Genomic DNA, 23,602 nt, shown 5'->3' on the forward strand with positions numbered 1-23,602 from the left:
AGGTTGTACATGTTCTTGGACCAGTTCTCGATGGTCGAGTAGCGCAGGTGTGCGCGTTTGCCCACAAAGAGCTCGACGGCGCCGGCGTGGAGGTTGGCTACGTTGTACTTGGGCGCGGAGCAACCCTCGATAAAGTGCAGGTCGGCGTCGTCCTCGACGATGATGAGCGTGTGCTCAAACTGGCCGGCGCCCTTGGCGTTAAGACGGAAGTAGCTCTGCAGCGGGAAGTCGAGCTTGGTGCCCTTGGGCACGTAGACAAACGAGCCGCCCGACCATACGGCGCCGTGCAGGGCCGCAAACTTGTGGTCGGTGGGCGGGATGAGCGTCATAAACTTCTCGTGGATGAGCGGTTCCCACTGCGGGTCGTGCAGGGCCTCCTCGATGCCGGAGTAGACGATGCCCATCTTGGACGCGGTGTCCTGCATGTTGTGGTAGACCAGCTCGGAGTCGTACTGCGCGCCGACGCCTGCCAGGTAGCTGCGCTCGGCCTCGGGGATGCCCAGGCGCTCAAAGGTGTTCTTGATGTCGTCGGGCACCGACTCCCAGTCGTGTTTTTGGTCGGTGTTGGGCTTGACGTAGGTGACGATGTTGTCCATGTCCAAGCCCTCGATGGAGGGGCCCCACGTCGGATCCGGGAAGCGGTTGAAAATCTCGAGGGACTTGAGGCGCAGGTCGAGCATCCACTGCGGCTCGTCCTTCTTGGCGCTGATCTCGCGCACGATGTCGGGCGTGATGCCGGCGTCGAGGCGCTCGAATCCCTCCTCGCCATAGGTGAAGTCGTAGAGGCTGCGGTCGATGTCCGCGACCTCGGTGCGGTTCTTGGTCATTGCGTCGCCCCTTTACGCCTGCTGCTCGGCAGCGGCGGCTTCGGCCTGGGCGCGCTGCTCGGCGGCCTCGCGCTCGAAGGTCTCAAAACCGTTCTTGTCGATCCAGGGAATGAGCGAGGCGTCGTCCTCGCGTACGATGTGGCCCTTGACCATAACGTGGACGCGGTCGACATCCAGGTGCTCCAGGATGCGCGTGTTGTGCGTGATGATAAGCATGGAGCCGTCGCAGCTCTTGCGGTAGGCGTCCATGCCGTGGCTGACGGTGGACAGGGCATCGACGTCCAGGCCGGAGTCGGTTTCGTCCAGGATGGCGAGCTTGGGCTGCAGCAGCAGAAGCTGGAGCATCTCGACCTTCTTCTTCTCGCCGCCCGAGAAGCCCACGCCCAGCTCGCGGTTGAGGTAGGCGGTATCCATGTTGAGCTCGGCCGCGAGCTCCTTCACGCGGCGGCGGAACTCCTTGCCCTTCATCTCCAGGCCGGGGCGGCCGGCGATGCTGGCGCGCAAAAAGCTCGACAGCGGCACGCCCGGAATCTCGACCGGGGCCTGGAAGCTCAGGAACAGGCCGGCGCGCGAGCGCTTGTCGGTGGTGAGCTCGGTGATGTCCTGGCCGTCAAAGACGATGCGGCCGTCGTTGACCGTGTAGACGGGGTCACCCATGACCAGGTGGCCGAGGGTGGACTTGCCGGCGCCGTTGGGTCCCATCAGCACGTGGGTCTCGCCGGCGGCGACGTTGAGGTTGACGTTGTGGAGGATGGTCTTCTCGTCCACGGAGGCGGTCAGACCTTCGATGGAAAGCAGCGGATTTGCGCTCATGCTGTCCCTCTCTGTATATGGTGTACTCATAGGTGTACTAAACCCTAGGAATCTTCTCGGAATAAAGTTACTATGGGTTCGGCGTTAGTCAAGGGAAAACCCGACTAATCCACTCGACTTTTTAGATGTGGGACATAATAATCAGGCTTGTTTGCCCCGCGTGCATAAGATTTGGGACAAACAAGCCTGGTATTTTGTCTCGGCTACGATGAGAGGGTAGGTATGCTCATTTCTTCTAAGGGCCGCTATGCCCTCCGTCTGATGATCTATATCGCAGCGCTTGGTGACGCCGAGGGCAAGATTGCCCTTCGCGAGGTCGCTGACCGCGAGCATATTTCACAAAAGTATTTGGAGCAGCTGGTTCGTCCGCTCATGAAGGCGGGCCTGCTTAAGAGCGTACGCGGCAAGGGCGGCGGCTACATGATGGCCAAGGATCCAGCCGAGGTGCGTGCCGGCGACATCCTGCGCGCCGTCGAGGGCAGCACGGCTCCAGTGGCGTGCGATGGCATCGACAACAGCTGCGCCCGCAGTGACCTGTGTTCCACCGTCAAGTTCTGGCGTGGTCTGGACGAGGTCATCGAGAACTATGTCGACGGTGTAACGCTGGCTGACTTGGCCGCCGTCCCCGAAATCAACTTTGACATTAAGCTGTAGGTTGAGCGCAATTCCTTAAGATTTCGCGGAGGGTTGTTGCCGTTTACCGAGGGGTTGTTGTGCAACAACGGGCGAGCTGCAATACTTAGTTTTATCTTTGCAAACTGCACTTTAACTACACCAATGCAGGGAGGATCTTATGCAGCCCAAGCATTCTGCTATTGTCGCGGGCCTGACGCTGGCGCTTTCGTTTAGCGCCGTTACCGCGCCCGCGCCCGCCGCTGCCGAGGAACCCACGCCGGGCGTTGCCTCGGATGCCACCGATATCGACAAAGGCCTCTACACCCAGCAGTCCTTCTCGGGCGTGCTGAGGTCGGTCCAGGGCGTTTCGTTTGTAAACGTGACTCCCGAGATGAAGTACTTTACCAAGTACGAGAGCCATGGCAACTACAACCAGGGCTTTTCGTATGGCGACGGTTATAACGCGCTGGGCTATTACCAGTTCGACCGCCGTTGGTCGCTCATTCCGTTTATGAAGCAGGCCTACAACTACAACCCCGAAAAATACAGCATGCTCAAGGATGCGATTGATGCGGCAGCGAGATTTCCAACGCGAGCAATGCCATGTACGAGAACGGCCAATTTACCGAGCTGGGCCATATCGCGCAGGATGCCTTCCAAGGTGCGTACAACACCGATCCTGTTGAGTTCTCAGCACTTCAAGATGCCTATGCGTACAACTCGTACTATGCGGTGACCGAGGCGTGGCTCAAGAGCGGCCTGGGCATTGATATTTCGGGCCGCGCCGATTGCGTCAAGGGCATGGTGTGGAGCATCACCAACATGTGCGGCACCGGTGGCTGCAGGGACTTTTTCCGCTGGGCGAATCTTTCCAACGATATGTCCGACCGCGAGTTTGTGACGGCGCTCTCCAATAGCGTGGTCAACAATGTCGCCACTAAGTTTTCGAGTCAGCCCCAGTATCATGAGGGCTGGAAGAATCGTTATAAAAATGAGCTGAAGGACTGCTTGGTTTTTATCGCCGAGGATGAGGCTGCCGCTGCGACGCCCGTGCAGCCCGAGCCCACACCGGCGCCCTCGCCGACACCTGATTCGAATGGCGACTCGAGTGACGATGTCAACGATGACAGGATGGATGCGCCCTCGACCGATGCTGACGGTAATGGCTCTGCTGGCGGCACTACCAACGACGGCTCTACCTCGAACGGCTCCGATTTGAACGGCTCTGCTGTGGGCGGTTCGCCTTCAAGCTCTGTTGGCAATACGGACAGCGACGTTTCTGGTTCGACCGACGCTGACAACTCTAACTCATCTACCGGCTCGAGTGATTCGTCCATTGGCACCGGCTCTAACAACGGCTCCGGCTCTGGCGCAACCCCTGATTCCGATGCTTCCAAGGACGACTCGAATAAGGCGCCGGACGCTCCCGTTGCTTCGCCGGACAAGAAGCCTTCTTTCTCCGTGCAGCTTGGTTCTACGCTGGGCTCTTCGCTGATGGCTGGCGTCAATAACGGCTCGGCCCAGAACAAGGGCAACTCTGATCAGGTTTTCACGGAAAAGACCGAGGCCGCAAAGGGCGACTCCAAGGACAAGGCTTCCGAGAAGACCGAATCCGATAAGGGTTCTAGCTCTGGGGAGAAGGACGACAAGTCCGCTCAGAAGAAGGACGAGGGTAAGAAGTCTGAATCTGAGGATAAGGACGAGAACAAGGGCAAGACCGAGGACGGAAAGCAGCAGGGCGAGGACGGCGGCAAGGGCAACACCGACAACCAGAACCAAGAGCAAAATGACTCCAAGACGGTGACCACTACAACCACGACGACTACAACGACCAAGTCATCTGGCGGTAACATGCCCAAGACGGGCGACCTTATCGTTATGGCGAGCCTTGCCAGCGCGAGCTTGGCCACGCTGGGCGCTACGTCCATCGTGAGTGGTAAGCATAAGCTCGATCAGCAGAAGAAAGCTTCTGGGGAGGACGGCTCGGAGGAGTAGCCTCTTGGTTGCTAGATAACTAAAGAGTTGGGACGGGGTCCGGTGCGAATGCATCGGGCCCCGTTTTGTTGTGCAACGATTAGTTATGCCCCCTCACACCTCTTGTTGCTACCGTTGCCCGATATGTTCGCGCGGCGTCGTCGGTACGCGCGAGGCGGTCATTACAATTGGCATCGTGCAGCGATTTAGGGGGGACGTTTTGGTGTCTGAACAGGCAAATGTTGATTGTGCTGCTGGCTTTGGCGTGCGCTTGATCGGCTGTGCCGACGATGCGGTTTTGCCCATTGTCATGCACGACTATGCGGAGGCCCTTGGTTGCTGCATGCTGGTTGACAAGACCATGTTTATTGCCGATGTGTTGGACTGCGACGCGTCCGTTGTGGTGTGCTGTCGACCCGAGGGTTTTGGCAAGAGCATGAACTTGTCGATGCTCAGGGCTTTTCTGGAGCGTCCAGCGGTCGGTCGCTCTGGTCAGCGTTTGTTTGCCGATGCTCAGATTTGGGATGCGAACGGCGGGCGCTATCGGGATGAGTATGCTTGCTATCCGGTGATATCGCTGGACTTTTCTGGCGCTGCGAGGCGTGGCCTCGCTGTTGCCGGCGTCGTGCGCGATGCCCTTTCGGGCGAGTGCGCTCGCTTGTTGGCGCTCTTGGAGGCTCCGGATTTAGCTCGAGATAAGGTGCGTCACATCGAACGTGTCGCGCGTGGCGTGGCGAGCGCGGACGAGATTGACTCGGTGCTCGGTGTGCTTATAGAGCTGCTGGAGATTGCCTGCGATGACCAGGTTGTATTGCTCGTTGATGGGTACGATGCGGCGTGGTCTCGCCATGCGAGCGCGAGGGACGCTTCCGACGCCGATCCGGCAGAACTACTTGACCGTGTGCTGTTTGACGCCATTGCTGCCGCGGGTCGTTCGCTACGCTTTGCGTGCCTGATGGGGAAGTGTCCCGGCCCTGCTGAAGCGGCGCTTTCTTTGCATGGCTGCTCGTATTGTCTGACGACGCCGCTTTCGACCTGGTGTGACCGTTGGTTCGGCTTTTCGGATGCCGAGGTCGAGGCTCTTTTGAATCATGCTGGACGCGAGGAATACCTGGATGATGCGCGTGAATGGCTCGAGGGATATCGGTTTGGTAGGGCCTATTGCTCGAGTTCAGAGCGTGTGATCGGTTTTCTGGGCCGAGGCTGCACGGCGCCTGTGCGTGCCGATCTGTATGGATATGCCGATTGCCTGAGTAGGGTAGTTGCCGGGTGGAATCTCGACCGCCTTTCGGTCTTGTTTGATTTGCTCGAGGCCCATGGGTGCGCTGAGGTCCCGCTTTGTTTGGGCACTGCAGAGCCAGATGTCTCGCCTGACGATGGCATGTGGACAGCGCTGTATCTGTCCGGTTTTCTCACGACGGATATGACTGAGGAGCCAGAGCATGGCGATCGCCTCCGTGCTTTGCGATTGCCCAATAACGAGCTTCGCCAGGCCTTGCGTCTAGTGATTATTGAGTGGTTTGAGTGCGCTGCAGAAGACATTCGAGACGTCGATGTGTTTCGCGACGGGCTGTGCCATGGGAACGAGGATACCGTGAGGCGGGCGCTAAGCCGCATCTTGGGAGATGCGGGAATCGGCGAGACCGACCCAGATACGCCGCTGCCATATCATCTGCTCTTGCAGGGGCTCTGCTTTGGCTTGCCGGGCTATGCCAATCCTGCCTCGAGGCGAAAGTGTGGCGCGGATCGCTGGGACATCCAGGTTTTTCCCACGGGCGCCGTGTTCGACATAGCCGATACGATCGGTATGCTCGATGAACGTCCGCTGATAACGATCAACATGATGTATGACCCCGGTGTGGATGCGCTGGGCCTGGAATTGCTGGCCGTGCAGGCGCTGCTCGACATAGAGCGCGACGGCATCGACGAAATCCGTGTGCCACGCCCCGCCATTGGACGCATGCGCTGGGGCTTTGGCTTTGACGGGCAGCGTGTGTCCGTGGTGTGCCAGCGGTTATAGGGGATGACGAAAGCCCTTTACTACTCCGCGTCCTTCATGGGCGGCATGGGCTTCCAGTTGGGATCCTTGATGATCTTGCGGGCGTCCTTCATGCCGCGGCGCAGCGCCGGAATGCCGGTCTTAAAGCACTTATCGACCGCAGCCAGGCGAATGAATTCCTTGCAGAAGGTCGCGGCATTGCCCAGACGGAACAGCACAGGGTGGTAGTCGCCGTAGATCTGCATATAGCGTGCCAGATAACCGCGGTTGCGCATGATGTAGTAGCGGTTGGTGTCGCTCGTGGAGTTGAGCTGGCGTTTGCCGGCGATGTCCCAGTTAGAGACGGCGCGGGCGCGCTTGAGCACCACGTCGGCAACAACGGCGGCGGGGAAGTGCTGGCTGGCCACGTAGCCATAGCAGGCATCGTCGCCGTAGATGAAGAATCGCGCATCGGGCAGGCCGATCTTGTCGACCACGCGGCGCGAGAACATGCCGCCCTCAAAGCACAGCTGGTTCATGGCGCGATAACCCTCTGGACCCAAGTCCCACTTGGCGACTGGGTTGGGAATGCCGAGCGAAAGGATGAGTTGGTATTGCCAAAAGAAGGCGCCGCCGTCAAAGTCCAGGCGCGAACCCTGGATGACATCATAGCGGTCGGTCCACTTGGCAAGACGCTCGATGCCTTCGGGGATGACGAGCACGTCGTCGTCCATCACCCAGAACCACTGGGCGCCCAGGTCGTAGGCGCATTTAGTGCCGGCGGAGAAGCCGCCCGCACCGCCGCCGTTTTCGAGCTGCGGGGCGTAGATGACACGGTCGGTGCTGCCCTGCGCGTCGGGCTGCTCGGTGTCGATGCCCCACAGGTTGGCCAGGCGCTCGTTGAATGCGGTGCACATGGTCTCGGTCTCGCGCGAATTCTCGTTATCGACAATCACGATGCGCCAGGGCGTTGCCGTGAGCTCGGTCATGGAGTCGAACAAGTTGGCCAGGAGTTCCTGGCGTTTGTACGTAACGACGACGATGGCGAGCTTATCGATGGGAGCGGGAAGGGTTGAAGGCATGGGGCAATATATCCTTTCACGCGCGGCGGGCGAGTGCAGCGCGGAAGCTATCGAATACGTCCTTTGGACTGTCCTATTGTAAAGGCTCGGCGCACCTTGGCGGCAAGCTTTGAATAAAACGCAGGAACCTGCCACGGCTGTAGCGGCTTTAGCGTCTGGCGGCAGCGTGTCTATTGCCGCTTGAGCTTGCGTTCGATAAGACTTCTGGCTGCATCGATGACGAGAAGTGCCAGAGCAAAGACGATGCTAATGACGGTACCCGTGACGATGCATATAGCTGCCGGGCTGTTTTGGCTGACCAGTATGTTTGCGAGCAACGTATTGAAGACGGGACGCCACAAGCCACTGGTGAGCGACTGGATCACATAGAAACCGAGCGTGGCGGTCGATAAGGTGACGATGGTACCTGCAGTCCGCGGATTGCCTGAGGCGCTGCGTCGGGTTGCCGCAAAGAGCAAGGAGGCGGCAGCGAGGGCAAACGAAATCAGCGAGGTCGATTTGTAGGAGAGGGTTGCCATCGCCGTGAGGTTGCCGGTGAAGGAGAGTGCTCCTTCCAGGATGATGGTGAGCACCAAAACCGTTATGAGCGAGCGCATGCCCAAGGTGCCCGCTCTGTCCGAATCCATGACATCGGTAACGTCGCGGAGCAGCCCGCCGATCAAAAACGCGACTACGTACGTGGTAGCGCTCATGAGCTTCTGGAGCCAAGAAAACTCGCCGGCGCTTGTCGCACTCATGGCGGCCAAATACCCGTTAACAACGAATACGAGGATTCCAACGGCGATGACCGTCGTCGTGCAGGTTTTCTGGGAGAGTCGGCTCTTGGCCAGTCCAAACCATGGCGCCATGAAAACTGTGGCGGCATAGACCCAGATAAACTCAAGCCCAAGCGTGTACCAATAGTGCGTATTGAGGGTAACATCGGGAATGGGTGAGACGACCGTGGACCACGCGAGCGCCACGAGGCAATAAAACGCAGTGGGCATAATGACCTTGCCAAGGCGCTGCGCCGTCCGTTGCATTTGCGACTTCCACGTTGCTCCACCGTCCCAAGCACGCGCGGCCGAAGCGATGAGAAAATAGCCCGAGATCATAAAGAAGACCTCGTTGGCCCAGCAGCCAAGCAAGTTAATAAAACCGAGTACGCCGGAATAGGGGAACATCGCAAGTGGGGCATATTCCACGGCGCCGACGCAGACGGCTTGGAAGGTCCACTGAAAGGTGTGGAACACCGCGATGCCGGCGACCGCGACCAAACGCAGCGCTTCGGTGGGTATGTTGCGTGCGGCTTTGGGCTGCATGACGTCCTTTCGTATCGGTTTGCCTCTGCGGGCTCCATAGATTATATAAACGCCCGCTGGCGCGCTGGCCCTTTGATACCATGAAACGACAGGTATTTCCTAAGGAGCACATTTGTCTACTAACGCCTCTGGCAGCCCTGTTCTGTCGCTGCTTATTCCCATTTACAATGTTCAGCGCTACCTGCGCGAGTGTCTTGATTCCGCCCTGGCGCAGACGCTCAAGGATATTGAGATCATCTGCATTAACGACGGGTCGACCGATAACTCGCCGGCGATTATCCGCGAGTATATGGAGCGCGATGGGCGCGTCAAGATGATCGACAAGGCCAACAGCGGCTACGGCGACTCGATGAACCGCGGCCTGGAGATGGCACGCGGCGAGTACGTGGGTATCTTGGAGTCCGATGACTTTATGGCGCCCGACGCGCTGGAGAAGCTTGTGTCGGCGGCCGAGGGCTGCAATGCCGACTTTGCGAAGGCGAACTTTGACTTCTACTGGTCCAAGCCCGAGGAGCGCCGCTCGCTGCACGAGATGTTTAAGCCCAAGGACTGCGGCAAACCGGTGCACCCGAGCGACACGACGCAGTTCTTTAAGCAAAAGCCGTCGATTTGGTCGGCCGTGTACCGTCGCGATTTTCTTGAGCGCAACGGCATCAAGTTCTTGCCGACTCCAGGGGCATCCTTTCAGGACACGTCATTCGCCTTTAAGGTTATCGCGTGTGCCGACAAGGCCGTTTACCTGCACGATGCCGTACTTTCGTATCGCCAGGACAACGAGAACTCCTCGGTCAATTCTTCGGCCAAGGTCTTTTGCGTCAATGCCGAATATGCCGAGATCGAGCGCTGGATCCGAGAGGATTACGCTCGCAATCACGCAAGTGATGACGTCGCGCGCATGCTCAAGTTCAATCAACTTATTAAGTACGATTCGTACATGTGGAACTACGTGCGCCTGGCGCCTAAGTTCTATAAAGAGTTCCTGGTCCAGATGACCAAGGAGTTCCAGGCCTCCTTGGACGCAGGAGACTTTTCGCTGGACGACCTTAAGCCGTGGAAGCGCGCGAATCTTGCTGCGATCCTCAAAGACCCTGAAGCTTGGGTGGACGAGCACCCGCACTTTGCGACGGACGGCGCCCTGGGACGCGCCAAATACTACGCCTCGGTTGGAGGCCCAGGCGTGGTCGCCGCCTTCCTCATCGAATCGCTGAGGGGGTAGGTCGACATGGGAGAGGCTTCGACCCCCAAAGCGACCATCGTCGTTCCCGTATACAACTCGGCACGCTCGATTCAGCGATGCCTCGACTCGCTGTTGGCACAGTCCGAGCGCTCGATTCAGGTCGTTTGTGTCAATGACGGATCGACTGATGATTCCCTGAGCGTCTTGCATCAAATGGCACAGACCGACGGACGTGTGCTGGTGATTGACCAGAAAAACGAGGGTGTCTCGTGCGCTCGAAACGCCGGCATCGATGCCGCCGAGGGCGAGACCGTCTTTTTTGTGGACGCCGACGATTACATCGATGCCCAGACGGTCGAGCGCGTGTTGCATGCCATGGAGTCTGCGGATGCCGAGGCCGCCGTTTTTGGCGGCGTCTGTGAACCTGCCGATGCTGCCCCCAAACGCGTCCAGCAACTCATGAGCCTCAAAGCCGGTACCTTCGGCGCCCGTGATCCCCAACTGCTGTTCCATTCGAATGCGCAGCCCTATGCCTGCCGTGCGGCTTTTTCGCGCGAGCTGCTCAATCGCGAAGGCATTCGCTTCGCCCCCGGTTTGGCTTTGGGCGAGGACGTCGTCTTCCAATTTGCGGCTTATGCGCTTGCCCGTAAGACCGTCGTCATGCCGGACAAGTTCTACCACTACGTGATGGAGAGCGAATCGGCGACGCACGAGTTCAACAGTGCCGAGGCTCGCGCCAAAAAGCTCGATGCCCATATGAGGATGCTCGAGGAGGTCTTGGAGGACTGGGCGGTCTACGGTCTTTTGGACCTGTGCCCCGGCGAGCTGATCACTTGGTTTTTAGACCTAACTGTGTTCGACCTGGCGCGCTTGGATGCCGATGACTTCCATCGCGTGGCGGCTCGCGTCAACATGGACCTTACGACGTTTTTGGGAACGGAGTGGGCGGATATGCCTGCTAAGGGCGCCGTTCGCCGTGTTGCCCAGAAGCTCGTTGCGGCGACCTCGGGCGTTTCGATGGCAGACGCCACGCTGTTCTATCTTTCGACTCGCGGTCTCAAAGCCTGCCTGGAGCGCTTTATCTAATTCTAAGCGCTGCCGCCCGCCGCAACTCGGCTGCTAAAATAACCCTGTTACACGCTATTCAACAGGAGGTTCTCTTGCAGAACTCTGATACCCCTAAAGTTTCGCTGCTTGTTCCCATTTGCAATGTCGAGCGCTATCTGCGCGAGTGCCTCGATTCTGCCGTGACTCAGACGCTCAAGGACATCGAGATCATCTGCATCAACGACGGTTCTACCGATAGCTCGCCGGATATCATCCGCGAGTACATGGAGCACGACCCCCGTGTGAAGATGATCGACAAGGCCAACAGCGGCTACGGCGACTCGATGAACCGTGGCCTGGAGATGGCGCGCGGTGAGTACGTGGGCATCCTTGAGTCCGACGACTTTATGTTTGAGGATTCGCTTCAAAAGCTGGTCGCCAAGGCCGATGCTGAGCATGCCGATGCGGTAAAGGGCGACTTTTATCTGTATTGGTCCACGCCCAGCGAGCGACGTGAGCTGTTTGGGATTATCGACGAGCATATGACGGGCGCCGCGTATCGCCCCGTCGATCGCCCGGGCATCTTCTACCGCAAACCTTCCATTTGGTCGGCTATCTATCGGCGCGCGTTCCTCAACGACAATCAGATTCGCTTCCTTCCCACGCCGGGTGCTTCGTATCAGGATGCGGGTTTTAACTTTAAGGTCTGGGCATGCGCCGAGCGTGCTGCGTTTATCGCGGACCCCATTTTGTGCTATCGCCAAGACAACGAGAAGAGCTCCGTTAATTCGCCCAACAAGGTATTTTGCGTGTGCGACGAATACGCCGAGATGCAGCGCTTTTTGGATGAACGCCCCGAGCTCAAGGCTCAGCTTCAGGGTATTTTAATGCGCATGAAGGTCGATACGTACCGTTGGAATGATGAGCGCCTGGTCGATGAACTGCGCGAGCAGTTTTGGAAGAAAGCCTCGTCCGAGCTCAAGGCCGACTGGGATGCCGGTCGCTTTGATCTGTCGCTGTTTGATCCGCGTGGCGAGACCGACTTGCGCCTGATGGTCAAGTCGCCCCGCGCCTATATCGATTCGCGCTTTGACTTTAAGAAGCCGGGCAAGCTCAATACGTTTAAGCATTACTTTAAGATTGGCGGCCTGCCGCTGGTCTGGCGTGTGCTGACGTATCAGCGCACCTACGGCGACAACCCGCACCCCGATGACGTTCCGGCCGCACAGTAGGAGCGAGTGACTATGGCTACCCCCAAGATTTCCGTTGTCGTTCCCATCTATAAAGTGGAGGAGTGCCTGGCCTGGTGCCTGGACTCCCTGCTTGCGCAGGACATGCCCGATTGGGAAGGCGTGCTGGTCAACGATGGCTCGCCGGACGGCTCGCGCGATATTGCGGCTGCCTATTGCGAAAAGGACGCGCGCTTTACGCTGGTCGATAAAGAGAACGGCGGCCTGTCGAGTGCGCGTAATGCAGGCATCGCCGCGTCCACGGCGCCTATCGTTGCGTTTTTGGATTCCGACGACCGATTTACGCCCGATGCATGCCGCGTGATCGTCGATGCCTTTGAGCGCGAGGACTGCGACGTTTTGACCTTTGGCGCGAATCCGTATCCGCTCGAGGCGGGGTATCCGTGGCTTAACTATGTGCTGAGCCCGCGCGATGTGTCGTTTGAAGGCTATAGCTCCGACCTACTGTTTAAGGAAGCATCTCGCCCGTTTGCATGGCGCACCGCCTGCAAGCGTGAGTTTTTGCTGGGCAACGGGATCGTGTTCGACGAAACCGTTAAGTATGGCGAGGACCAGGTCTTCGATTTTGCCGTGTACGGTCGTTCGCACAAGACCGCGCTTATCTCGAACAAGCTGTATGACTACCGCGTGGCGCGCAAGGGCTCGCTCATGGACACCATGCGCTATGACGACGAGACGCGCCTGCTGGAGCACGTGAAGATTTACTCCGCGGTGCTGGCTGACTGGCAGCGCGACGGTCTCGATGCTCAGCATGCCGATGACCTGGCGTACTTCCTATGCGATCTGGTGCTGTACGATGCGCTCAGGTTGCTGGGCTCGGACTGCGGCAAGGTGTTTGCTGCCGTCGCCGCGGCCCTTTCCGGTTCTGCCGTGGGCAGCGATGCTGCGCTCGCACAATGCGCTCCTTCTGTTGCTGCTATGGTGCGTGCAGCGCTTACCAGCAAGGCCCCCAATGCCCGTGAGTGCAAAAAGCTCATGTTCGATTACGACGTCTTGAGGTTTGGGCGCTTGGGCGCCTGCAAACGCATGGCAGCGAACGCCCTGGGAAAGCGAGAAGTGTAGATGAGTATCAAGCGTTTGGCACTTTGCCGCAGCCAGGGCCGTCTTTTTGCGCTGCTTCGTTTTGCCGGTCAGGATGTCGCCGCGCTTATTGAGCGGGAGGGTTCTCAAGCGTTTGCCCATGCGACGACGAGCGGCTCTTGTGTGCCGTCGCTGGTGCTCCCGGTCGATCACGGCCGCGTGCTGGCGCTTTGCCCTTCCGTTTCCGATTACGAGCGCGAGCTCGCCGTCTTGGTGCTTCCGTTTTTGGATGGCTCGTCGATGAATGTCGTTTTTGCATCCGGTGGCCAAAGGTTGGGCTCCATTCGCCTCGATAGCCGCGTGGCCAAGCTGGAATCCAAGATTAACTACAAAGCAAAGCCTGCGCTGTGCGCACTTATCCGCGATGCGCAGCGTGGTGAACACTGCGGTCGCTACGAGATCGATGCCATTCGCTATTTGCCGGCAGACGCCGGCGCGGTGTGGCGCTATGAGGTTACCTGGGCGGGAGACTCCCAGTGCGCGCCTGAGCTTCAGATCTTCGATACGCATATGAATGCCATCGATGCTACCGTGCATGTGTTTGAATCGCAGGTCGATGTGCCGCAGCAGAATGGATGCCGTGTCAATAAAACGTATCTGAGCGTTGAGATGCCTCAAGATATACGAGATTTTGTCGCGATTGTGAGCGATTCCACAGAGCAGATCCAGAGCGGGTTTTGCGCCATGGATGGTCGCCTGTACAACGGCATGCTCGACGACAGCTGGAACCGCATGAAGGATGCACGCGCTGATGACGCAGCTTATCGACGTTGGTTTGAGCAACATCGCGCAAAGCCGGGCGATTTGGCGTGCCAGCGTGTCGCTTCGGCGGCCTTTGCCTATAGGCCGCTCGTGAGCATTGTGGTGCCGTGTTACAAGACTGATCGGGTTTACCTGCGCGAGCTGCTGGACTCGGTGATAGCCCAGAGCTATGACAACTGGGAATTGCTGTTCATGGACGCCTCGCCCGAATGGGATGCGGTGGCCAATCTTGCGGCAAGTGCCAACGACGAGCGCGTTCGTCGCATTGGGCTGCCCGGCAACGGCGGCATTGTGGTCAACACCAACGCAGGTATTGAGCAAGCGATGGGCGACTACGTCGCGTTCTTGGACCATGACGACATTCTGGAACCGGACGCGTTATTCCAGTATGTTTCCGCACTGAATAAGGCGGCCGAGGGCGAGCGTCCCCAGGTCCTGTTCTGCGATGAGGACATGTTCCAGAAAACGGGGGAGTGGGGCCAGCCGGTCTTTAAGACCGTACTCAACGTCGACTTGCTCTATAGCCATAACTGCGTGACGCATTTCCTGATGGTGGAGAAGGCGCTCATCGATCACATTGGTTTGTCCCCAGAAGACGTTGCGGGCGCCCAGGACTACGACTTGACGCTTCGCTGCCTTGTAGCCGGCGCGCGCTTTGAGCACGTTGCGCATGTGCTGTATCACTGGCGCGTTCATCCGGGATCGACCGCCGACGGTTCTGCCGATAGTAAGCCGTATGCTATTGAAGCCGGGCGCCTTGCGCTGCAGCGCCACTTTAACGCGCTGGGCATTTGCGGAACGGTCGAGGAGACCGAGACGCCGTTTGTCTACCGTATGCGCTATGCGCTGCCAAAGCCTGCGCCGCTGGTGAGCATTGTGATTCCCACCAAGGATCACGTCGAGACGCTCGATGCCTGCGTGATGTCGATCGCTCAGAAGGCAACGTATGCCAATTACGAGATCGTCTTGGTGGAGAACAACAGCGAAGCCCCGGAGACGTTTGCGTATTACGAAACCCTTCTGGAGCGCATAGCGGCTGCATCTGGTGGCAAGGGCACGGCGCGCGTTGAGTGGTGGCCGGGCGAGTTCAATTACTCCCAGATCATCAACTTTGGCGTTGAGCATGCCAAGGGCGACTATCTGCTGCTGTTGAACAACGATACCGAGGTCATAAGCCCCGGCTTTATTGAAGAGATGATGGGCTATCTGATGCGTCCCGATGCGGGCGTGGTGGGCGCCAAACTCTATTTTGCCGATCATCTGGTGCAGCATGCCGGCATTTTGGTTGGCGTGCGCGGCGCACTTGCCCATGCCAACCAGGACTTCTCGGCAAAGCGCGAGGGATACCTTGCCCGTGCTGTACGTCCCGGCAACTTTAGCGCCGTAACGGGCGCCTGCCAGATGGTTCGTCGCGACGTGTTTGAGCAGGTCGGAGGCTACAACGAGGAGTTCGCCGTCGGCTTTAACGACGCGGACTTTTGCCTCCGTGTGCGGGAGGCGGGCTACCGCACCATCTTTACGCCCTATGCCGAGCTGTACCACTACGAGTTCACCTCGCGCGGCAGGGAAGAGGCCAACGAGGAAAAGCTGCGCCGCTGGAAGCGAGAGCAGGCACTGTTCATGCAGCGCTGGCCGGAGTTCTTCCTCGATGGCGATCCGTGGCTCGGACCGAACCTATCCTCCGACAGTGAGTACTTCTCGTTTTAGTGCGAAGTAATGCCAAGTTCCGGCAAAGTATCCTCAAGAGCTGCAAGGGCGGTGGGGTTCAAGTACTCCTCGTTCATGCAGCTCTTGTCATATCGAAAACGTGTGTCTCGTGAGCATTCGATGAGTTCTGCAGTAAAGAACCTCTCCCAGCTAAAGAACTTTGAGCTTTCGATATGTTCAGCGGGGTTAAGCAGCATGTCCTTAATGTGTTTGCTGTTGAATAATCCCGACTTCAACACGAGCCATTCAAACGATTCCGGTAGGAATAGCTTGATGTTCTTTCGGCGCAATAGAGCAGCTACTTCCGCAATTTCTGGTCCAAAGGCGGCGCCGTCGGCAATCACGAGGATGTCGTTTTCCGGTGCGTCCATAATGCAGTTGCAAATATTTGATTTTCCTCCCGCGCTGATGCATTTAATGCTGCTCTTTTTGCATAGCAAGCTGAAGAATTCGTAGCCCGAATTTGTGTCCTCGACAATGACAAGCTCGGGCCTCTCGCCTCTAAAATCAGTATCACCGTAAATACGATATGTAGAGGTGTAGACACGAGAGTAAACGGGATACTTCGTTGTGGTTCGGTTGGTGTTCTTAAGACCGTAGATTTCATCAACGCTATAGGGCAGTTGGCGCAGTGACTCTCTGGCGACAATTACGTAGTAGTTTGAGCTACGCTTTGCTTCATGGGCAAATTCTCTTGATCGAACAAAAGTATTGCCCTCATCAATAAAAACAATACTGCTGGAAATCTCTTGGAGATCTCTACGCCAATATTTTCCAGATATTGTTTTACAGGGCACTTTGCAACTTACTGTTACGCCGCTTTGTGCCCCAAGCTCTTCGTGAGCTGCCACCATATCAAGCAGAGTTGTCTTGCCTGTAGCACTGTTACCTTGGATGATGGTCAGATTTCTATTGATGGTCAGTTTAAACTGAACCCGGTTATTTTGAATAATTACCTTGTATGATCCGCGCATCAGGAGTTCTCCCTTAGGCATTTTCCAGCTATGGGGACAAGGTCAAACATTGTGTGGACTATATCGCCCGTATTTGCAATGGTTACCGTGAATTTGCCGTTTCCAAAATCCATTATGTGGTAGAGATTGATTGTTAGATCCTTTTGCGCGGCGATCCTCAGAATCCAGTAGGCGCAATTATCACCGCAATTTGAGGCGTTATATATATTCTGCGGCATAAAGTACATAAGCAGTAGCGTTTTGGTGCCGCTGGATAGTTTCTCGGGAGGAATGATGCCTAGAATCTTGGTATCGATTGCATTGGGGCCTACCACGGTGCCTTTGTCGATGGATTTTATGACCCTTTGGGCAAAGGAGTCTTGAAACCACTGGGGCGAATATACGTTATCGAAGTAAACGGACGTGTTGTAGATAACGTTTTCCATATCACCATAGTGAATTGTTAGCACGTCAGCTCCTTCGGCTTGCTGATTTGGCATCTAGTGAGATTGATTATATCGCAGCACATGAGGCGGGCGTTATCGGCCCGCGGTAGATGTGATTGATGACCAAGGTTTGTATTCTGTTGCTTTATTAATCAGTTCACTCGTTTAATCAGTTCGTTCATGCGCTAAGTTTGCCTTAGAAGCTATTTAGCGTAACGTTTGAGGTGTGGCGACTCATATTTAAATTGCAGTCACAAAGACACCTTTTATCGATTTCCCGTTGAAATACTGAATTGATAGTTTAAAAATAACTTAAGAGAGCCTTAAATCTCGGAGAAAGGATGTCGTATGAAAAACCTTCGAGAAAGATGGCGCGGACTAACAGTGCTGGGAGTTGTTGCATTTGCCGCTGCCTGCATGACGGTTGCCCCGGTGCCCTCATTTGCTGATATTGCTGGCGGTGGCGGAGACGGTGGACCGATTACGGAATGGTGTTCCGACGGTCGTTCGAAGACTGGACTCGTTCGGTGCGAGGACGGCAACCTTCGCTATTTCGATCCCGAAACTGGCGCCATGGTCACGAACCAGTGGCATAACGAATACGAAGCTGTCTGGTACTATTTTGGCGCTGACGGGATCGCGGTGTCGGGCTGGCAGTCTATCGGTGGGGACAAGTATTACTTTTACCCCGAAAGCCATGATATGGCATACGGCCGAGTTCAGATTGACGGCAAGAACTACTTCCTGAACACCCCTGGTGCCAACGCCGATGGCCGCATGCAGCATAGCGGCTGGCTCTATGACTCCATCTATGGAAAGTGGTTCTATGCGACCTCCAGTGGCGAACTGCTGACCGGTTGGCATAATCTCGGCGGGGCTTGGTACTATTTCAACGAATCTGGGGTCATGCTGACTGGCTGGATCAACGATTCGGGTACCTGGTACTACACTAATGCCTCCGGTGCGATGGTCACTGGCTGGCTCAACATCGGCGGTACGTGGTTCTACCTCGACGGCTCGGGCGCCATGGTCGCTAACAGCTGGCGCAGCCTCGGCGGCTCCTGGTACTGGTTCGGCGACTCCGGTGCAATGGCCACTGGCTGGTTCTTGGCAGGCGGCTCTTGGTACTATGCGAGCGGTTCGGGCGCCATGGCAACCGGCTGGCTCAGCAATGGCGGCACGTGGTATTGGCTCGGAGGTTCGGGCGCTATGGCCTCTAACTCTTGGGCTAACGTTGGTGGAGTTTGGTACTGGTTCGACGATTCCGGCGCGATGGCCACCGGCTGGCGTCAGGTCGGCGGCGCCTGGTACTACTTTAGCGGTTCCGGCGCTATGGCTCACGACGCCTGGGTCGGCGACTACTACCTCCAGTCTTCCGGTGCCATGGCTACGAATGCCTGGGTTGGCTCCTACTATGTCGGCGAGGACGGCAAGTGGATTCCGGGCTACGGTTTAGTTTGGTATAAGAACGGTAGCGATGTTTACCATACGCATAAGTGCCGTACCGTTGGTAAGGACGCAAAGGGCTATTCGCAGATCTCTATTCAGGAGGCCCAGAGGCGTGGCGCTTCACGAGAGTGCAAAAACTGCCAGCAAATTGGCTAGCACATTACTGAGCTAGTTTTGATTGAGGCCCCGTTGCCCTGAAGCGACGGGGCCGCTGCGTGATTGGATACCGTGCTGTTATGAAGAAATGGTCATTCGGAGTGCTGGCTTTTTCGGGCCTCATTTCTTTTGGGCTCCTTTTGGGTTCGCCCTCGATGTTATACGCCCTTGATTCGAATAACACTGACGAAGGTCCCGCATCTAACGTTGCTATTGCTTCTGTCGAGTCAGGCGTTGATGCTCAGCGCGAATCGACCTTCGCTGTCGAGCAGAACTCTCAGGTGGATAATGAGACCCCTTCCGAGGTTTCGAATCAAATTATTTGGCATCAGGGGTGGATATCACCCGAAGAAGGGGCTGGTTTTTGGCGTTGGGGCTTGTCCGACGGAACAATCGCTGTTTCTTCTTGGAGACATATAGACGGTAGCTGGTACTGGTTCGACGACGAAGGTCGAATGGCTCAGGATGGGTTGGTTCAAGTCGGGGGTGCGACGTATGCCTTCTCCTCTTCGGGCGCAATGCGTGTCGGCTGGTACCTAGATTCTACGGGCTCCACTTCTGCTTGGCGTTATTTCTCCGGTTCTGGCGCCATGGTAAAAGGCTGGCTTTCAGACGGCAGCAACTGGTATTGGCTGGATGATGAGGGCAAGATGGTCCACGATGCGATGCTGCAGATTGGGGGAGCTACGTATGGATTCTCTTCTTCTGGTGCAATGCTTATCGGATGGCATCTTGATGCTTCTGTCTGGCATTATTTTTCCGGCTCTGGCGCTCTGGTAAAGGGCTGGCTCTCGGATGGGGGTCGTTGGTACTGGCTTGATCCTGCAGACGGTTCTATGGCCACCGGGCTGAATGAATGCAATGGCACCTCTTATATCTTTAACAGTTCAGGGGCCATGCTATCCTCCCAGTGGGCACTTATTGACAACAACTGGTATTACGCTGACTCCAACGGCTTACTGCATGGAGGTTGGTTACTTCTAGGGAATTCTTGGTATTACCTGGATCCAGGAAGCCATATTATGCTCACGGGCTTTGTGCAAGTGGGCTCGTCCACCTATTTCCTTACGAGCTCAGGTGCCATGGCAACAGGCTGGGCACTTGCTGATGGTACTTGGTATTACGCCGCATCAAACGGAGCTATTCAACGAGGGCGATGGATAAAGTCCGGAAGCGCCTGGTATTACCTTGATGATGTATCCGGCGCAATGCGTACTGGTGAATTTGCGGTAGGAAGCAAGCGCTATTTTTCTTATGATTCCGGTGCAATGGCATCTTCGTGCTGGATCAACTTGAACGATGGTATGGCATGGGCGAATTCGTCTGGAGCACTGAGCGAGCCGTTGCCTACTTCATCTGATGGATCTCCTGTAGTCGCTGATCGTACTGACTCGTCTTCATTGCCAGGTGTGATTCATATTGGAGATGCGGTTTTCTATGCGGATGCGAATGGTGTCGTTAACGTGGCGTCTGGTTGGATTATGTCGAAAGACGCTTCTGACGAAAGTGGCAATACTTGGTACTACGCATCTTCCAATGGTGTCCTTAAGTCTGGTTGGCAATATGTCAACGGTGCGTGGTATTGGATGGACCCTTCCACATTCAAGATGAAAACTGGATGGCTTAATGACGGCGGTACGTGGTACTGGCTCCAGCCTTCGGGTGCCATGTTTGCTAACGGGTGGCTGAAAATCGATGGCGTTGACTATTACTTCAATGCAAGTGGTGCATGGTTGAATACGTCTGGTTCAGTTTTGGGGGTCAATAGGTCCAGCTTGGTCAATTGGCTTATGAGCCACGAAAACGACGGCTATTACCGTGGAACACGCTACGACACGCATCTCAGCCAGGAAACGTGCATGTACCCAAAGGGTGATCCGCGTTGGGACGGTTATACGGGCATGAATTGTGGTGGATTTGTATCGCATGCATATATGAAGGCGGGCGGGAATTTAGCTCCCATTGCCGCCGAGCAGAGCCATTCCCCTTGGAGTGGAGGTCCCGGAAGGGGCGGCTGCGTAAACGCTTATCGTTGGTACGGCTACGCTATCGATACGTGTGCGAACGTGACTTATTTCAACTCTATTGATGAGTTGTTACGTAGTGGTTTGGCTCGTAAGGGGGACATTGTGTTCTTCAATCCTTACAACCCATATGCGGACGATAGCCACATTGGCTTTTTCTGGGGCAATTCGCCGAGCGAAAATTTGTTCTGGCATAGTGATGGTTATGGAAATCGCATCTCCGGTTTGACCGCTTTGGGCCCATCGAAAGTAATACTGATTCGTTAGAATTCCGAGTTGTAGGGGACTCTCTGGGCCCCCTACCTTTTTGACATCTGGTTTGAAAGTTTATTTGAAGTCGGTATTCTTGGGGGCAAGAGGAGGGGGCAATGAGCCTGCGGGTTCAACCCTGCCGGTAAGTTCTTCTTTTCTTTGCAGCATTGCGCCCAACTATTTATTGTCCTAGATGGCATCTTGTCCTGTTAGATGTTCGGGAATCTTTCATAGCTATGCTGTAAGCTAGACGCAATCAAGAGCGAATGACGAGGTTTACATGAACAAACATCTTAAGTTGTTTTCGGCATTGTTGGTGCTGATGCTCTTTGCGCCCGTTTCTATGTTTGTATGCCCTGCGGATGCAGAGGCTGCTCAGACTCTGGTTGAGAATTCTTGGCGTTATGAGGGTGGACAATTAGTTTCAGATGATGCTTCTTCCGAAGAAGACGGAATAGCTTTATTGTCTATGGACGCTCTTCCCGATGGGGTTACAGCTCAGGGCATTGACGTCAGCGAGCACCAAGGGCGTATTGATTGGGACGCAGTTAAAGCTTCTGGCATCGATTTCGCTATTCTGCGCGTTGGGTTTGGCGCTCCGTCTTTCGGCGGTCGAGTTGACTATCAATTTAATCGAAATATTTCTGAGTGCGAGCGACTCGGAATTCCCTACGGCGTCTATGTCTATTCATATGCTTTTGATAATCAACAGGCAGCCGATGAGGCGTCCATGGTGATTGACTGCCTATCGGGGCACAATCCTAGGCTACCGGTGTATTACGATCTTGAGGACAAGACAATTATTGCAGATGGTCGTCAATCCGGAATTGCATCTAGAGCTCAGACATTCTGTAATAAGATTTCTAGTGCTGGATATAAGCCAGGCATTTATGCAAACCTAAATTGGTTTAACAATATATTGACCGACCCTGTATTTAAGAGCGGTTCTTGGGATCATTGGATTGCTCAATACAACTCCCAATGTCACTATACCGCCAGTTACAGCTTTTGGCAGTATACAAGCCGCGGAAAAGTTTCTGGTATTAGCGGAAATGTTGATATGAATTACGCGTATGTTGATGTCTCTCTTTATTACTGGCAGTTAAAAGAGGGCACTTGGTATTACGCAACCTCTGACGGCAAAGCGTATACCGGATGGTTGCGCCAGGGCGGAGCCTGGTATTGGCTCGACCCCGACGCGGGCGGTGTAATGGCCACCGGGCTCTACGAGTGCAACGGCTCCATGTACTGGTTCAACGCCTCCGGCGCGATGGCGACCGGATGGGTCCTCGACGGCGGCACCTGGTACTACGCGACTGGCTCCGGCGCGCTGGCGCGCGGCCCCGTTTCCGTCGGCGGCGTGCCCTACTGCTTCGACGCCCGGACGGGGGCCATGCTGACGGGTTACCAGACTGATGCGCAGGGCGTCCGCCGCTACTTCGGCAGCTGCGGCCCTCTTAACGGCTGGGGCCTCGTCGACGGCTCCTGGTACTGGTTCGCTGACGGTATCGCCTCGACCGGCTGGCTTTACACCGGCGGCTCCTGGTACTGGCTCGACCCCGACGCGGGCGGCGCCATGGCGACGGGCCTCCATTCGTGCAACGGTTCCGCATACTGGTTCAACAGCTCCGGCGCAATGGCGACCGGATGGGTCCTCGACGGCGGGACCTGGTACTACGCGACTGGCTCCGGCGCCCTCGCCTCCGGCTGGCTCAACCTAAACGGTGCGTGGTACTGGCTCGATCCCTCGACGCACGCCATGGCCACTGGGCTCCACGAGTGCAACGGCTCCGCGTACTGGTTCAACGCCTCCGGCGCGATGGCGACCGGTTGGGTCCTCGACGGCGGCACCTGGTACTACGCGACGGGATCAGGCGTGCTGGCCTCCGGCTGGGCATACGTCGGCGGCGCCTGGTACTGGCTTGACCCCACGACGCACGCAATGACTACGGGTGTTCAAGAAATCGATGGGGTGCAATACTCTTTTGCTAGCAATGGTGTATGGCTTGGCTAGCAGCTCTTCTTTAATTGCTTTTTTCTAATTACATATTGCTCTTAGCCATCCATTTGTAGACTATGTTTATGTAAAAATTGGTTACTACTGGGGGCTGCACATGGCAAGGAAAAAGCGAATAATATTAATCCTAATCATTCTTTCAACCCTACTGCTCGCTGGGCCCGGTGTGGTTGATATCGCGAACGCAGAACCCATAAGCTCCTCTATCCCTACTGATATTGAGAGGCAATCCGTCCCCTCGACTCTTTCTCCTTCCGATTCAATCGATGATGGTCCTGCTCAAGAATCCGTTAAATGGAATCTGGGTTGGAATTCGTTTGACGGCAACTGGTTCTATGTGGATTCAGTCAATCCGGTCTCGTTGCATTCTGGCTGGCTCTATACCAATGGGGCCTGGTACTGGCTCGATCCCTCGACGCACGCCATGGCCATCGGGCTCCATGAGTGCAATGGCTCCGCATACTGGTTCAATGGCTCCGGCGCGATGGCGACCGGATGGGTGCTCGACGGCGGGACCTGGTACTACGCGACGGGCTCAGGCGCGCTGGCCTCCGGCTGGCTCAACCTAAACGGTGCGTGGTACTGGCTCGATCCCTCGACGCACGCCATGGCGACGTGTTAGCGCCGGGCGATTTTAGCCGCTAATAGTCAAACGATTTTGACCAATCCCGGTCACCGAATAATGGCCACCG

19 protein-coding genes are annotated in these 23,602 nt (G+C 56.3%); 13 read left to right on the forward strand and 6 right to left on the reverse strand.

Going from position 1 to position 23,602, the window contains the following annotated elements:
* Both sufB and sufC read right to left on the reverse strand, forming a co-directional pair.
* On the reverse strand, window positions 1-827 hold an 827-nt coding region (gene sufB / locus AB5405_RS06675), incomplete at its 3' end, for a Fe-S cluster assembly protein SufB (protein WP_368137964.1).
* Between the two features lie 12 nt (window positions 828-839).
* Window positions 840-1,640 carry a Fe-S cluster assembly ATPase SufC gene (gene sufC, locus AB5405_RS06680; RefSeq protein ID WP_006235561.1) on the reverse strand — a complete coding sequence of 267 codons (801 nt, stop codon included), beginning with the start codon at window positions 1,638-1,640 and terminating at the stop codon, window positions 840-842.
* A gap of 222 nt (window positions 1,641-1,862) precedes the next feature.
* On the opposite strand from sufC, the gene AB5405_RS06685 reads away from it, so the two are divergent.
* The 4 genes from AB5405_RS06685 (at window position 1,863) to AB5405_RS06700 (ending at window position 6,249) form a co-directional block, all read left to right on the forward strand.
* Window positions 1,863-2,294 (forward strand): RrF2 family transcriptional regulator, encoded by a 432-nt coding sequence (locus AB5405_RS06685; RefSeq protein WP_022094822.1) that lies wholly within the window; start codon window positions 1,863-1,865, stop codon window positions 2,292-2,294.
* 139 nt (window positions 2,295-2,433) lie between these two features.
* Window positions 2,434-2,991, forward strand: coding sequence for a hypothetical protein (locus AB5405_RS06690; protein WP_368137965.1), 558 nt, complete (start codon window positions 2,434-2,436; stop codon window positions 2,989-2,991).
* Complete coding sequence (locus tag AB5405_RS06695; RefSeq protein WP_368137976.1) at window positions 2,895-4,250, forward strand: VgrG-related protein; 1,356 nt, start codon at window positions 2,895-2,897, stop codon at window positions 4,248-4,250. The genes AB5405_RS06690 and AB5405_RS06695 overlap by 97 nt, the downstream gene beginning before the upstream one ends.
* Window positions 4,251-4,452: 202 nt before the next feature.
* Entirely contained in the window at window positions 4,453-6,249 is a 1,797-nt protein-coding gene (locus tag AB5405_RS06700) for an AAA family ATPase (protein ID WP_368137966.1), read from the forward strand.
* 20 nt (window positions 6,250-6,269) lie between these two features.
* Here the strand turns inward: AB5405_RS06700 and AB5405_RS06705 are convergent, their stop codons facing one another.
* Window positions 6,270-7,289, reverse strand: coding sequence for a glycosyltransferase (locus tag AB5405_RS06705; RefSeq protein ID WP_368137967.1), 1,020 nt, complete (start codon window positions 7,287-7,289; stop codon window positions 6,270-6,272).
* A gap of 170 nt (window positions 7,290-7,459) precedes the next feature.
* A complete protein-coding gene (locus AB5405_RS06710) occupies window positions 7,460-8,590 on the reverse strand; it encodes an acyltransferase family protein (protein WP_368137968.1) in 1,131 nt (376 codons plus the stop codon).
* 112 nt (window positions 8,591-8,702) lie between these two features.
* On the opposite strand from AB5405_RS06710, the gene AB5405_RS06715 reads away from it, so the two are divergent.
* The 5 genes from AB5405_RS06715 (at window position 8,703) to AB5405_RS06735 (ending at window position 15,613) form a co-directional block, all read left to right on the forward strand.
* Window positions 8,703-9,806, forward strand: coding sequence for a glycosyltransferase family 2 protein (locus AB5405_RS06715; RefSeq protein ID WP_368137969.1), 1,104 nt, complete (start codon window positions 8,703-8,705; stop codon window positions 9,804-9,806).
* 6 nt (window positions 9,807-9,812) lie between these two features.
* Window positions 9,813-10,853, forward strand: coding sequence for a glycosyltransferase family 2 protein (locus tag AB5405_RS06720; RefSeq protein ID WP_368137970.1), 1,041 nt, complete (start codon window positions 9,813-9,815; stop codon window positions 10,851-10,853).
* Window positions 10,854-10,927: 74 nt separating this feature from the next.
* A complete protein-coding gene (locus tag AB5405_RS06725) occupies window positions 10,928-12,046 on the forward strand; it encodes a glycosyltransferase family 2 protein (RefSeq protein WP_368137971.1) in 1,119 nt (372 codons plus the stop codon).
* Window positions 12,047-12,058: 12 nt separating this feature from the next.
* On the forward strand, window positions 12,059-13,126 hold the full coding sequence (locus AB5405_RS06730) for a glycosyltransferase family 2 protein (protein ID WP_368137972.1): 1,068 nt from the start codon (window positions 12,059-12,061) through the stop codon (window positions 13,124-13,126).
* Complete coding sequence (locus AB5405_RS06735; RefSeq protein WP_368137973.1) at window positions 13,127-15,613, forward strand: glycosyltransferase family 2 protein; 2,487 nt, start codon at window positions 13,127-13,129, stop codon at window positions 15,611-15,613. It begins immediately after the preceding gene.
* Here AB5405_RS06735 and AB5405_RS06740 read toward each other — a convergent pair.
* A complete protein-coding gene (locus AB5405_RS06740) occupies window positions 15,610-16,587 on the reverse strand; it encodes a translation initiation factor 2 (RefSeq protein WP_195363299.1) in 978 nt (325 codons plus the stop codon). The two genes, AB5405_RS06735 and AB5405_RS06740, sit on opposite strands and share 4 nt — an antisense overlap.
* A complete protein-coding gene (locus AB5405_RS06745; RefSeq protein WP_138112761.1) occupies window positions 16,587-17,036 on the reverse strand; it encodes a DUF4869 domain-containing protein in 450 nt (149 codons plus the stop codon). Before AB5405_RS06745 ends, AB5405_RS06740 begins: the two co-directional genes overlap by 1 nt.
* 360 nt (window positions 17,037-17,396) lie before the next feature.
* On the opposite strand from AB5405_RS06745, the gene AB5405_RS06750 reads away from it, so the two are divergent.
* The 4 genes from AB5405_RS06750 (at window position 17,397) to AB5405_RS06765 (ending at window position 23,532) form a co-directional block, all read left to right on the forward strand.
* Window positions 17,397-18,617, forward strand: coding sequence for a hypothetical protein (locus AB5405_RS06750; protein WP_368137974.1), 1,221 nt, complete (start codon window positions 17,397-17,399; stop codon window positions 18,615-18,617).
* An 80-nt stretch (window positions 18,618-18,697) separates the two neighbouring features.
* Window positions 18,698-20,908 (forward strand): N-acetylmuramoyl-L-alanine amidase family protein, encoded by a 2,211-nt coding sequence (locus AB5405_RS06755; RefSeq protein WP_082421895.1) that lies wholly within the window; start codon window positions 18,698-18,700, stop codon window positions 20,906-20,908.
* A gap of 265 nt (window positions 20,909-21,173) precedes the next feature.
* On the forward strand, window positions 21,174-22,907 hold the full coding sequence (locus AB5405_RS06760) for a GH25 family lysozyme (protein ID WP_195234471.1): 1,734 nt from the start codon (window positions 21,174-21,176) through the stop codon (window positions 22,905-22,907).
* Window positions 22,908-23,247: 340 nt separating this feature from the next.
* Window positions 23,248-23,532, forward strand: coding sequence for a hypothetical protein (locus AB5405_RS06765; protein ID WP_368137975.1), 285 nt, complete (start codon window positions 23,248-23,250; stop codon window positions 23,530-23,532).
* Window positions 23,533-23,602: the final 70 nt, after the last annotated feature.

Source organism: Collinsella aerofaciens (genome assembly GCF_040920445.1).
Lineage (GTDB): Bacteria > Actinomycetota > Coriobacteriia > Coriobacteriales > Coriobacteriaceae > Collinsella > Collinsella aerofaciens_BH.